Below are 12,566 nucleotides of genomic sequence, written 5' to 3'. Positions count from 1 at the left end.
CAATGGCGCGGCAGCACATGCACATCGGCCTGGTCGGTCTCGGCAAGATGGGCGCAAACATGCGCGAGCGCCTTCGCGGCGCCGACATCGAGGTCACGGGATTCGACCGCAACCCGGACGTCTCGGACGTCCCCTCGCTGAGTGGCCTGGTCGACGCCTTGCCCGAGGGGCGGCGCATCGTGTGGGTGATGGTCCCCGCCGGGCCACCCACGCTGGCCGTCGTCGAGGAGCTCAAGGACCTGCTCAGAGCCGGTGACGTCGTCATCGAGGGCGGCAACTCGCACTTCGCCGACGACGCCCGGCACGCGGCGTCCCTCGCCGAGCAGGGCATCGGCTACCTCGATGCCGGAGTCTCCGGTGGGGTGTGGGGCCTGAAGAACGGCTACGGGCTCATGGTCGGCGGCGAGGACGAGCTCGTCGAGGCCGCGATGCCGATCTTCGACGCACTGCGCCCGGAAGGCCCGCGCGAAGAGGGCTTTGTGCACGCCGGCGCAGCCGGTGCCGGGCACTACGCGAAGATGGTGCACAACGGCATCGAGTACGGCCTGATGCAGGCCTACGCCGAGGGCTACGAGCTGCTCGAGGCGAGCCCGCTGATCACCGACGTGCCGGGCACGCTCAAGGCCTGGAGCCGCGGCACGGTCGTGCGGTCGTGGCTGCTGGATCTGCTGGTGAAGGCCCTCGAGGAGGATCCCGAGCTGGGCGACATCAGCGACTGGGTCGAGGACTCCGGTGAGGGTCGCTGGACCGTGGATGCGGCGATCGACCATGCCGTCCCGCTGCCGGTGATCTCGGCGGCGCTGTTCGCCAGGTTCGCGTCACGGCAGGGTGCCTCGCCGGCCATGAAGGTCGTCGCGGCACTGCGCCAGCAGTTCGGCGGGCACGCGGTCAAGCCCGCAGGCCCGGCTTCCTGACCGACGCTCACCGTCGCGACCACCCGCTAGCGACCACGAACCCCAGGACCGTCCAACCGGCGAGGATCGACAAGTCGTGTACGTCTCCCACCTCTCCCTCGTGGACTTCAGGTCCTACGCGGGAGTCGACGTCGAGCTCGACCGGGGGGTCACGTCCCTCGTCGGACCCAACGGCCAGGGCAAGACGAACCTGATCGAGGCGCTCGGCTACGTCGCGACGCTGAGCAGTCACCGGGTGCCGTCCGACGCCGCGCTGATCCGCTCGGGGGCCGCCCGCGCCGTCGTCCGGGCCCGGGTCGTGCGGGACGACCGGTCGCGACTGATCGAGATCGAGATCACCGCCGGCAAGGCGAACCGGGCCCGCATCAACCGCTCGCCGGTCCCCCGGCCCCGCGACGTGCTCGGCATCCTGCGCACGGTGCTGTTCGCCCCGGAGGATCTCGCGCTCGTCAAGGGCGATCCGGACGGGCGCCGGCGGTTCCTCGACGAGCTCGCGGTGCTCGTCAGCCCCCGGATGGTCGGCGTCTTCGGCGACTACGACCGCGTGCTGCGCCAGCGCAGCGCACTGCTGAAGTCGGCCGGCGCCGCCTCGCGCGGCTCGCGGGGAGGCGCGGACCTGCGCACCCTGGACGTGTGGGACGCCAAGCTCGCCGAGACCGGGGCCCAGATCCTGTCCGCCCGGCACGCCCTCGTCGGTGCGCTCTACCAGCATGTCGCCAGCGCGTATGAGCAGGTCAGTGGGGGGCAGGGTGCCGCGCACATGACCTACAGATCCTCCCTCGATGCCGCCCTCGAGCCGCCGTCGTCGCCCGCGGACGGCGACGACGCGACGCCCGCCGACGGCGGGGTCGCCCCCGACGTCGAGCTGCTCGAGGCACGGCTGATGGAGGCCATGGGCCGGCTGCGCGGCAAGGAGATCGAGCGCGGGGTGTGTCTGGTCGGACCGCACCGCGACGACCTGGTCCTGGAGCTCGGGAAGCTGCCGGCCAAGGGGTACGCGAGTCACGGCGAGTCGTGGTCGCTCGCGCTCGCGCTGCGGCTGGCCTCCTACCGGTTGTTGACCCAGCACGACGGACCGGACTGGGTGAGCGACTGGGGCGTGGACGGCGAACCGGTGCTGGTGCTCGACGACGTGTTCGCCGAGCTGGACACCAAGCGCCGCAACCGGCTTGCCGACCTGGTCGCGGGGGCCGGTCAGGTCATCGTCACGGCCGCGGTCGCGAGCGATCTGCCCGAGCAGCTCGCGGGCACGCGGCTCGAGGTGGCCGACGGGCAGGTCACCCGTGTCCCCTGAGCCGCCGCTGCCCGGCGACGACCTCACGCCGCCGCATCGCGGCACGTCCCGACCCGGCCCGGCGGGCGGGGACGGCGAGCCCGACGAAGGCCGGCCGGTCGGCGACCGGGTCGAGCTGACGCCGCCCGCGGAGATTGCGCGCGCCGCTCTCAACCGGGCCAAGGCCGCGGCCGCCGGCCGGGGGATCCGGCCCGGGCAGGCACCGCGGCGGCGCAGCCCGCTCGAGCCGCTGCGGGGATCGCCCGGCCGGGACGGACGCGACCCGCGCCTGGTCGCCGACACCCTCGCGGCGCTCGTTCGGGACCGCGGCTGGACCGAGGATGTGTCCGTCGGTGGTGTGATCGGCCGGTGGCGCGACGTCGTCGGCGACCAGATCGCGGACCACTGCACCCCCGAGAACTTCGAGGACGGCGTCCTGCTGGTGCGTACCGACTCCACGAGCTGGGCGACCAACCTGAAGCTGCTCGTCCCCCAGCTGCTGCGCCGGCTCGCGGACGACGTCGGCGAGGGCGTGGTGCGCGAGGTGAAGGTCGCCGGGCCGGTCGGACCGGGCTTCAAGAAGGGTCCGCGATCGGTTCCGGGCCGAGGTCCGCGAGATACCTACGGTTAGAGCCTGTGGAAGAAGGGGTCAGGCGCGCTCGCCAGGTAGACTGTGGAGGTCATTCCTGGTGCGTCTGTGCCCGGAACTTCAGCGCCCGGGAGTGATCCGGCCCACCGGCTCGGTCCGTCCGCGTGTGCGAGAGCTTGAGGAGTACCCCCGCCCGTGGCCGACCAGAGCCCCACAAACGGTGCCAGCACGACGACCGATGGCAGCTACAACGCTAGTGCCATCACCGTGCTCGAGGGCCTCGAGGCAGTTCGTAAGCGACCCGGAATGTACATCGGATCGACCGGCGAGCGCGGCCTGCACCACCTGGTGCAGGAGGTCGTGGACAACTCGGTCGACGAGGCCATGGCCGGGTACTGCGACCACATCGAGGTCACCCTGCTCGCCGACGGCGGCGTGCGGTGCGTCGACAACGGCCGCGGCATCCCGGTCGGCATCGTCGAGAGTGAGGGGAAGTCGGCCGTCGAGGTCGTGCTCACCGTGCTGCACGCCGGCGGAAAGTTCGGCGGCTCCGGGTACGCGGTCTCCGGCGGGCTGCACGGCGTCGGCGTCTCGGTCGTCAACGCGCTCAGCGCGACCCTCGAGGTCGAGGTGCGCCGGCAGGGATCGGTCTGGCGGCAGAGCTTCGCCGACGGCTTCCCGCAGGGACCGCTGTCCCAGGACGAGGACTCCGACGAGACCGGCACCACGGTGACCTTCTGGGCCAGCGACGTGATCTTCGAGACCACCACGTACGACTTCGAGACCTTGCGTGTGCGCTTCCAGCAGATGGCCTTCCTGAACAAGGGCCTGCAGATCTCGCTCACCGACGAGCGTCCCGGCCACACCGGCACCGCCGACGAGGTGGTCGGCGACGCCGCCGAGATCGCACCGCACCGCACGGTGACCTACAAGTACGACGGCGGTCTGATCGACTACGTCCAGCACCTCAACTCGGCGAAGAAGGTCGAGCTGGTCCACCCGGAGATCATCGACTTCGAGTCCGAGGACGCCGAGCGCGGGCTGTCGGTCGAGATCGCGATGCAGTGGACGGGCGCCTACACGGAGTCCGTGCACACCTACGCGAACACCATCGCGACCACCGAGGGCGGTACCCACGAGGAGGGCTTCCGCGCGGCGATGACCTCCCTGGTCAACCGGTACGCGCGCGAGAAGAACTGGCTCAAGGAGAAGGACGACAACCTCACCGGGGACGACATCCGCGAGGGGCTCACCGCCGTCATCTCGATCAAGCTCCACGAGCCGCAGTTCGAGGGCCAGACCAAGACCAAGCTCGGCAACACCGAGGCCAAGACGTTCGTGCAGCGGGTCGTCAACGACCAGCTCGGGCACTGGCTCGAGCAGCACCCGAACGAGGCCCGCGACGTCATCCGCAAGTCGATCCAGGCCTCCGCGGCCCGGATGGCGGCCCGCAAGGCCCGCGAGGCGACCCGGCGCAAGGGCCTGCTGGAGTCCGGCGGCATGCCCGGCAAGCTGCGCGACTGCCAGTCGAACAAGCCCGAAGAGTGCGAGATCTTCATCGTCGAGGGTGACTCGGCCGGCGGTTCCGCGGTCCGCGGGCGCAACCCGCGCACCCAGGCGATCCTGCCCATTCGCGGGAAGATCCTCAACGTCGAGCGGGCCCGGCTCGACCGTGCCCTGGGCAACCAGGAGGTGCAGGCGCTGATCACCGGGTTTGGCACCGGCATCGGCGAGGACTTCGACCTGGCCAAGCTGCGCTATCACAAGATCGTGCTGATGGCCGACGCCGACGTCGACGGCCAGCACATCGCCACCCTGCTGCTCACGCTGTTGTTCCGGTACATGCGTCCGCTGATCGAGCACGGCCACGTGTTCCTCGCCCAGCCGCCGCTGTACCGGATCAAGTGGTCCAACTCGGCGCACGACTACGTGTACTCCGACCGCGAGCGGGACGCGGTCCTGGTCGCCGGGCAGGCCGCCGGCAAGCGCATCCCGAAGGACGGCGGGCTGCAGCGGTACAAGGGTCTCGGCGAGATGGACTACCAGGAGCTGTGGGCGACCACCATGGACCCCGAGCAGCGCACGTTGCTGCAGGTCACGATGGACGACGCCGCGGCCGCGGACGAGATCTTCGCGATCCTGATGGGCGAGGACGTCGAGTCCCGTCGGGCATTCATCCAGCACAACGCCAAGGACGTGCGGTTCCTCGACATCTGACATTCGCAAGCAGGTCAAAGGAACGCACCACAGGTGGTCCGCGCCCGGCGAACATCCCCGGCGCCGCGGGCCCCGCGCGAAAGATGAGGTAGACGGTGACTGATCAGACTCCCGGGTCCAGCGATGGCGAAGGCACGGTCGAGCCCGACGAGGGGGCCCAGACCGCCGCGCACCTGCTGATGCACGGCCGGATCCAGCAGGTGGACCTGCAGCTCGAGATGCAGCGGTCCTACCTGGACTACGCGATGAGCGTGATCGTCGGGCGCGCCCTGCCCGACGTCCGGGACGGCCTCAAGCCCGTCCACAAGCGCGTGCTCTACGCCATGTACGACGGCGGCTACCGCCCCGACCGCGGCTACAACAAGTGCTCGCGCGTCGTCGGCGACGTCATGGGCAAGTACCACCCGCACGGCGACTCCTCGATCTATGACGCGCTCGTGCGCCTGGTGCAGGACTGGTCGATGCGGTACCCGTTGATCGCCGGCCAGGGCAACTTCGGCTCCCCCGGCAACGACCCGGCCGCCGCGCCCCGGTACACCGAGTGCCGGATGGCGACCCTCGCCATGGAGATGGTCCGGGACATCGACGAGGGCACCGTCGACTTCCGCGACAACTACGACGGCAAGAACCAGGAGCCGATCGTCCTGCCTTCGCGGTTCCCGAACCTGCTCGCGAACGGCAGCGCCGGCATCGCCGTCGGCATGGCCACGAACATCCCGCCACACAACCTCCGGGAGATCGCCGAGGGTGTGAAGTGGCACCTCGAGAACCCCGAGGCGACCAAAGAAGAGCTGCTGACCGCGCTCATCGAGCGGATCAAGGGCCCCGACTTCCCCACCGGCGCGACCATCCTCGGGCACCGCGGCATCGAGGACGCCTACCGCACCGGCCGCGGCTCGATCACGATGCGGGCCGTTGTCAACGTCGAGGAGATCCAGAACCGGATCTGCCTGGTCATCACCGAGCTGCCGTACCAGGTCAACCCGGACAACCTCGCGCAGAAGATCGCCGAGCTCGTCAAGGACGGCCGCATGCAGGGCATCGCGGACATCCGCGACGAGACGTCCGGGCGCACCGGCCAGCGGCTGGTGATCGTGCTCAAGCGCGACGCCGTCGCGAAGGTCGTGCTGAACAACCTCTACAAGCACACCCAGCTGCAGGAGAACTTCTCCGCGAACATGCTGGCGCTGGTCGACAACGTGCCGCGCACGCTCAGCCTCGACGCGTTCATCCGGCACTGGGTCACCCACCAGCTGGACGTCATCGTGCGCCGCACGAAGTTCCGGCTGAAGAAGGCCGAGGAGCAGGCGCACATCCTGGTCGGCTACCTCAAAGCCCTCGACCTGCTCGACGAGGTCATCGCCCTGATCCGGCGCTCGCCCACCGTCGAGGAGTCGCGCATCGGCCTGATGGGCCTGCTCGACGTCGACGAGGACCAGGCCACCGCGATCCTCAACCTCCAGCTGCGCCGCCTCGCGGCCATGGAGCGCCAGAAGATCGCCGACGACTACGACGAGCTCCAGCGCAAGATCGCCGACTACCTCTCGATCCTCGCTTCCCCGCAGCGCCAGCGCGACATCGTCGGCACCGAGCTGATGGAGATCGTGGACAAGCACGGCGACGACCGGCGCACCGCGATCCTGCCGTTCGGGGGCGAGGTCTCCATGGAGGACCTCATCGCCGAGGAGGACGTGGTCGTCACGATCACGCGGGGCGGCTACGCCAAGCGCACCCGGATCGACAACTACCGCCAGCAGAAGCGCGGCGGTAAGGGGGTGCGCGGCGCGCAGCTGCGCGAGGACGACATCGTCGACCACTTCTTCGTCACCACGACCCACCACTGGCTGCTGTTCTTCACCAACCTCGGCAGGGTGTACCGCGCGAAGGCGTACGAGCTGCCCGAGGCGGGCCGCGACGCCAAGGGTCAGCACGTGGCGAACCTGCTCGCCTTCCAGCCCGGTGAGCAGATCGCCCAGGTCCTCGACCTGCGGGACTACGACCACTCGGAGTACCTGGTGCTCGCCACCCGCCGGGGGCTGGTCAAGAAGACCCGGCTCGGCGAGTACGACTCGAACCGCACCGGCGGGGTCATCGCGATCAACCTGCGCGAGGACACCGACGGCGAGTCTGACGAGCTCGTCTCGGCGCGGCTCGTGGATGCGATCGACGACCTCATCCTCGTCTCGCGCAAGGGCCAGTCGATCCGGTTCACCGCGAGCGACGAGGCGATGCGCCCGCTGGGCCGGGCGACGTCGGGTGTGACGGGCATGAAGTTCCGGGCCCGCGACGAGCTGCTCGCGATGGACGTCGTGCGCGAGGGCGCCGACCTGTTCGTGGTCACCGAGGGTGGGTTCGCGAAGCGCACCTCGATCACCGAGTACCGCGTGCAGGGCCGTGGCGGCCTCGGGATCAAGGTCGCCAACCTGGTCGAGGCCCGCGGGGACCTGGTCGGCGCGCTCATCGCCGACGAGGACGACGAGGTGCTCGTCATCATGGAGCGCGGCAAGATCGTGCGCTCCGCGGTGAACGAGGTGACGGCGACCGGCCGGAACACGCAGGGCGTCACGTTCGCCAAGCCGGACCGGGGTGACCGGATCATCGGAATCGCTCGAAACAACGAGCGACAGCTGAGCGAGGATGCGGCTACCGTGGACGGCGAGCCAGAACCAGACGGGGTCGAGGCGGATGAGAACACCGAGATCAGCGACGTCACCGAGGCAGACATCTCCGAGAACACGATCGACGAGTCCGAGGGCACGACGAGCGAGGGAGAGGTATGAGCAGCGACCAGCCGGTCCCCCCCTCCATCCCGCCGCTCAAGAAGCCCGGCAGCCCGGGCGCCGCTCGCCCCTCGGCGGCCCGGCCCATGGTCGTGCGGCCGGTGAACGACGTCCCCGCGCAGGGTAGTGCCGTGGTGAACCCGGGAGCCTCGTCGGCCGCACCACCGAAGGCGTCCGCGCAGGAGACCACCGCGACCCCGATCGTGCCCCGGGCGGCGCCGCGGCCCACGCCGACGCCGCCTGCCGCGAAGGAGCCGATCGCGAAGGCGCCCGCTACGCCGTCGCCGTCGGCCGCCGCGAAGCCGGCGAGCCCGACGTCGGTGCCGACCTCGCTGCCGGCGTCCATCCCGGTCCCGAGGGTGGCCGCCAGGCCGGCCTCGACGGTCCCGCCCGTCGTCGCGCCCAAGACCCAGATCGCGCCCCTCCCGGCGCTGACGGTGGCCGCTCCGGCGCCGCCGCGCACCACAACCTCCCCGGCGGTCGCCGCCGGGAACGAGGAATCGGCACACGAGGCACCCGAGACCCCCGCCAGGGGCCCCATGGCGACCTCGATGCTCAGGGCCCTCAAGAGCGCCACCGCGACCGTTGCTGGGGCAACGGTGGCCGCGGGTGCCCTTCGGGCCACCAAGTTCCCCCCCTCGGCCAACGGCGCACCGCCGCGGCCCGATTCGACCAAGGCGGACCCGACCATCGCTGCCAACGACACCCACGCCGCCTCGGCGGCGCCCCGCAACACCGCCCGGTCCGGCGCCGCACCCGACGGCGCCCGCATGCCGGCACCGGCGGCCGCCCGCGACGGCGCGCCGCGCCGGGTGCGGCTGTCCGTCTCCCGGGTCGACCCGTGGTCCGTCATGAAGCTGTCGTTCCTGCTGTCCGTGGCGGTGGGCGTCATGATCGTCGTGGCTGCCGCGGTCGTCTGGTTCGTGCTGGACGGGCTCGCGGTCTTCACCAAGGTGAACGACATGATCACCGAGATCGCCGGCAAGGAGTCGCCGATCGACATCCTGAAGTACGTCGAGTTCAGCCGGGTCGTCGCCGGGGCGACGATGGTCGGCGTCGTGGACGTCATCCTGCTGACCGCGCTGTCCACGATCGGCGCCTTCCTGTACAACATCACGGCCGCGCTGGTCGGCGGCGTGAGCCTCACCCTCACCGACGACTAGCGCCGTGGGCCGTGCCGCCGAGCAGGAATTGGGCGGCGCGGCCCGGCTGGGGTAGTCTTTCGGCGCCCCGGGTACCACCGGCGGGATTACGAGTGCGGGCCTATAGCTCAGACGGTTAGAGCGCTTCCCTGATAAGGAAGAGGTCAGAGGTTCAAGTCCTCTTAGGCCCACTTCAACGAACGCGACACTGGGGGATTCGATGAAGAAGTTGCTTCTGCTTCTCGGTGCCGCCACGGCTGGATATCTGGTGTGGCGACGGCTCGACGAGGACCGCGACGAGCGGGATCTCTGGGCCGAGGTCACCGACACCTTCGAGTGAGCTGGCAGAGGTAGCTCCACTCACGTTTCGCGGGGCGGTAGTTCAACGGTAGAACAGGGCCTTTGCAAGGCTCAAATCGGGGTTCGATTCCCCGTCGCTCCACTCGGTTGCCCAGGTCAGAGACCCCGTCTGTGACCTGGGCTTTCTTGTATTCCGGCTGGGTGGACAGCCGTCGGGCGCAAGAAAACACCAGGCCGGGCTGCTGGTCCGTACGCGGGCTCCACCGCGCGCTGGGACCGACAAACCCGGCCTGGTACAGATCGTCCCCCGCAGGGGGCGAACAGGTGCCTTGTGAGGTCAGGGCGCCGTCTGGTCCGACTGGTCGGACACCGACTCATCGGCGTCGGCCGCTTCGTCCGTCGGTGCCCCGTCCTCGCTCGAGGCGTCGTCGTCGCCCTCGGAGGTGTTCGGCGCCGACCTGCGGCGGCTGGTCGCCTTGCGGGTCGCCTCGCGTGCCTCGGCCATCCGCTCGGTGACGTCCTCGCGGACCTCCGCGACCCGGTCGGCGGCCTTCTTCGAGGCCTCCCGGCTCATGGCGACTGTCGCGCCGGCAACCTCGCCGACCGCCTCGGCCGCGGAACCGACCTTCTCCTGCATCTCGTGCCGGGGGTCGTGCCCACCCTCGCTCACGGGGGTTCCCACGGGCTCCCACGGGTCCGCCCACGGGTCGGTCGTCGGCTGCGTGCGGCGCCAGGCCGCGAAGGCGCCCGCGGCCGCGGCGAGGGCGGCGAAGATCCAGAAGATCTTCGCGCCGGTGTGCTTGTTCTTCTTGGTGGCGCTGACCGCAGCCGCCGCGGCGGCGACCGCTGCCGGGGCCTCGGCGGCGCTGTCCGCGGCACGCTCGATGGCGGCCCCGGCGCGCTCCGCGGCGTCGTTCACGGCCGCGACGATCCGGGGGAGCAGCTCGTCGACGAGCTTGTCGTGCGCGGTGTCGAGCACCGGGGCGGCCTTCTCGGCGACCGCCTCAACCTTGGGGGCGGCTGCCTTCACGCCCTCCTGCCACGCGTGCTCGAGGCGTGGGGCCAGCCAGTCGATGGTGGCCTCGAGCCTCGGGGCGGTCCAGTCCTTGGCGAGGCCCGCGGCCTCCTTCGCGCCGGCGGCGGCCTCGGTCGCCACGGCGCGAGCGAGCACGGCGGCCTCCTTGGCCTGCTCGGCGAGGTGGGCGGCGGTCTGGCCGGCGTTCTCGCCGGCATCGGTGAATGAGGTACCGACCCGGCTCTTGAGCCGGGAGGTGTCGACGCTCCCGGCGGTCGAGGCGGCGGAACGGCGGATCCGGTCGAACATGTCCACTCCCAGGTGGTCGGCGGAACGTGCATTCGAGAACCCCACTCTGCCACCCACGGCTCACGCGCGTGGTGCCACCGGCATCCGGAACCGAGTTCGCGCAGGGGGACGCATGGCGTACGTCGCAGGGAACCGGGCGGGACCGGGCGTGGAACAATGGACCCATGTACGCGACTCTGCACACCACAGCCGGTGACATCCGCTTCGAGCTCTATCCGAACCACGCGCCCAAGACGGTGGCGAACTTCGCCGGCCTGGCGCAGGGCACCAAGGTCTGGACTGACCCGCGCACGGGCGCGGAGCGGACCGAGCCCCTGTACGACGGCGTGATCTTCCACCGCGTCATCGAGGGCTTCATGATCCAGGGCGGGGACCCGCTCGGGACCGGCACCGGCGGCCCGGGCTACTCCTTCGACGACGAGATCCACCCCGAGCTCGCCTTCACCGAGCCTTACCTGCTCGCGATGGCCAACTCCGGCCAGCGCCGCGACCCGGTCACGGGCAAGGCCGGCGGCACCAACGGCTCGCAGTTCTTCATCTCGGTCGCGCCGACCGCGTGGCTCACCGGCAAGCACACGATCTTCGGCAAGGTCGCCGACGACGCGAGCCGCAAGGTCGTCGACGAGATCGCCGCGACGACGACGCGTCCGGGCGACCGTCCGGTCGAGGACATCGTCATCAACTCGGTCACGGTCGAGGACTGAGAACCTCGCCCGCCGCCCCCACGGACTCGATGTCACCTGCCCGATGACAACTGACCTTCCCGTGGGGGCGCCGCTGTCCGACCAGCCGCCGGTATGCCCGCGTCATCCCGACCGGGTGTCGTACGTGCGTTGCCAGCGGTGCGGGCGGCCTGCGTGTCCGGAGTGCCAGCGCCCCGCCGCCGTCGGCATCCATTGCGTCGACTGCGTGCGCGAGGCAGCCCGCGCGCTGCCGGCCACCCGGACGGTGCTCGGGGGGCGCGTGCGGGGCGGGCGTCCGGTCGTCACGCTCACGATCATCGGCCTGTGCGTCGCGAGCTATCTCGCGCAGCTGATGCTGCCGGACTGGACCCAGCGCTGGGCCTTCTCCCCCGCCGCCGGCGAGATCGAGCCGATCAGGTTCATCTCCGCGGCGTTCCTGCACTCCACCAGCCCGCTGCACATCGCGTTCAACATGTACGCGCTGTGGCTGGTCGGCCCGTACCTCGAGGGCGCCCTGGGTCGCTGGCGGTTCGCGGCCCTGTACCTGCTGTCCGCCGTCGGCGGCTCGGTCGGCGTGCTGCTGCTCGCCTCCCCGATCGTCACGCAGACGGACGTCGCGTGGGTGTCGGGCGTCGTCGGCGCCTCCGGCGCGGTCTTCGGTCTGTTCGGGGCGATCCTCGTGGTGCTGCGGCGCCTGGGTCGCGACGCGCGCCAGATCCTGGTGTTCATCGGCATCAACGCCGTGATCGGGTTCATGGTGCCGAACATCGCCTGGCAGGCGCACCTCGGCGGGCTGGTCACCGGGCTGGCCGTCGGAGCAGCCTTCGCCTACGCGCCGCGCGAACGGCGCGGTGTCCTCGCGGTCGCCGCGACGGTCGGCATGGCCGTCCTGCTGGTCGTCCTGGCGCTGGCCAAGTACGCGACGGTGTGACCCGTCGGGGGATGACCGAGTTGTCCCCAGACTTACTCACAACTGTGGAACTACAACCGTGTAGTTATCCACAGAAAAGTACAGAACTGGGGACGGCCGGCCGCGCGGACGAGCGTCAGCGCCAGCGGGTGGTCAGACCGAAACCGGTGATGATCAGCACGAAACCGACCGCCAGGTTCCACTGCCCGAGCCCGGGGATCGGCAGCTTGGACTGCGTGATGTACGTGACGACGATCCAGACGAGTCCCAGGATCATGAGCGAGAGCATGACCGGGACGAGCCAGCCGGGGTTCGTCTGCGGGGTCGCCTTGGCGGGCGGTGGTATGTACGCGGGCTTTTTCCGCGGACTCGACTCGGGCACTTCGGCTGGCTCCTGTCTGCGGCATCCAGGGCTGAAACGAGATCAGCCCGCC

The 12,566-nt window shown here is 70.4% G+C and carries 11 protein-coding genes and 2 tRNA genes; 11 read left to right on the top strand and 2 right to left on the bottom strand.

All coding sequences use genetic code 11. The features are described from left to right. Positions 1-17 precede the first annotated feature (17 nt). The 9 genes from gnd (at position 18) to VIM26_RS23430 (ending at position 9,357) form a co-directional block, all read left to right on the top strand. Positions 18-914: a phosphogluconate dehydrogenase (NAD(+)-dependent, decarboxylating) gene (gene gnd / locus VIM26_RS23470; RefSeq protein WP_331955773.1), complete on the top strand. Its 897-nt coding sequence runs from the start codon at positions 18-20 to the stop codon at positions 912-914. A 76-nt stretch (positions 915-990) separates the two neighbouring features. After that, positions 991-2,208, top strand: coding sequence for a DNA replication/repair protein RecF (gene recF, locus VIM26_RS23465; protein ID WP_331955746.1), 1,218 nt, complete (start codon positions 991-993; stop codon positions 2,206-2,208). After that, positions 2,198-2,818: a DUF721 domain-containing protein gene (locus tag VIM26_RS23460; RefSeq protein WP_331955745.1), complete on the top strand. Its 621-nt coding sequence runs from the start codon at positions 2,198-2,200 to the stop codon at positions 2,816-2,818. Before recF ends, VIM26_RS23460 begins: the two co-directional genes overlap by 11 nt. 153 nt (positions 2,819-2,971) lie before the next feature. Continuing rightward, positions 2,972-4,993 carry a DNA topoisomerase (ATP-hydrolyzing) subunit B gene (gene gyrB, locus VIM26_RS23455; protein WP_331955744.1) on the top strand — a complete coding sequence of 674 codons (2,022 nt, stop codon included), beginning with the start codon at positions 2,972-2,974 and terminating at the stop codon, positions 4,991-4,993. 95 nt (positions 4,994-5,088) lie between these two features. Then, positions 5,089-7,773 carry a DNA gyrase subunit A gene (gyrA, locus tag VIM26_RS23450; RefSeq protein WP_414696552.1) on the top strand — a complete coding sequence of 895 codons (2,685 nt, stop codon included), beginning with the start codon at positions 5,089-5,091 and terminating at the stop codon, positions 7,771-7,773. Continuing rightward, on the top strand, positions 7,770-8,936 hold the full coding sequence (locus tag VIM26_RS23445) for a DUF3566 domain-containing protein (protein ID WP_331955743.1): 1,167 nt from the start codon (positions 7,770-7,772) through the stop codon (positions 8,934-8,936). The genes gyrA and VIM26_RS23445 overlap by 4 nt, the downstream gene beginning before the upstream one ends. Positions 8,937-9,032: 96 nt before the next feature. Continuing rightward, positions 9,033-9,106: transfer RNA gene (locus tag VIM26_RS23440), tRNA-Ile, on the top strand. 29 nt (positions 9,107-9,135) lie between these two features. After that, positions 9,136-9,255 carry a DLW-39 family protein gene (locus tag VIM26_RS23435; protein ID WP_331955742.1) on the top strand — a complete coding sequence of 40 codons (120 nt, stop codon included), beginning with the start codon at positions 9,136-9,138 and terminating at the stop codon, positions 9,253-9,255. A 31-nt stretch (positions 9,256-9,286) separates the two neighbouring features. Continuing rightward, positions 9,287-9,357: transfer RNA gene (locus tag VIM26_RS23430), tRNA-Ala, on the top strand. Between the two features lie 195 nt (positions 9,358-9,552). Here the strand turns inward: VIM26_RS23430 and VIM26_RS23425 are convergent. Further along, positions 9,553-10,539, bottom strand: coding sequence for a hypothetical protein (locus tag VIM26_RS23425; protein ID WP_331955741.1), 987 nt, complete (start codon positions 10,537-10,539; stop codon positions 9,553-9,555). Positions 10,540-10,703: 164 nt separating this feature from the next. On the opposite strand from VIM26_RS23425, the gene VIM26_RS23420 reads away from it, so the two are divergent. Both VIM26_RS23420 and VIM26_RS23415 read left to right on the top strand, forming a co-directional pair. Next, positions 10,704-11,243, top strand: a complete 540-nt coding sequence (locus VIM26_RS23420; RefSeq protein WP_331955740.1) for a peptidylprolyl isomerase — start codon at positions 10,704-10,706, stop codon at positions 11,241-11,243. A 205-nt stretch (positions 11,244-11,448) separates the two neighbouring features. Next, on the top strand, positions 11,449-12,153 hold the full coding sequence (locus VIM26_RS23415) for a rhomboid family intramembrane serine protease (protein WP_331955739.1): 705 nt from the start codon (positions 11,449-11,451) through the stop codon (positions 12,151-12,153). Positions 12,154-12,268: 115 nt separating this feature from the next. Here VIM26_RS23415 and VIM26_RS23410 read toward each other — a convergent pair whose 3' ends face one another. Continuing rightward, on the bottom strand, positions 12,269-12,514 hold the full coding sequence (locus VIM26_RS23410; protein ID WP_331955738.1) for a cell division protein CrgA: 246 nt from the start codon (positions 12,512-12,514) through the stop codon (positions 12,269-12,271). Between the last annotated feature and the right edge of the window lie 52 nt (positions 12,515-12,566).

Source organism: Pengzhenrongella sp. (genome assembly GCF_036565025.1).
Classification (GTDB): domain Bacteria; phylum Actinomycetota; class Actinomycetes; order Actinomycetales; family Cellulomonadaceae; genus Pengzhenrongella.
Note: the sequence above shows the minus strand (reverse complement) of the source record. Positions and strands in the feature narration are given on the sequence as shown.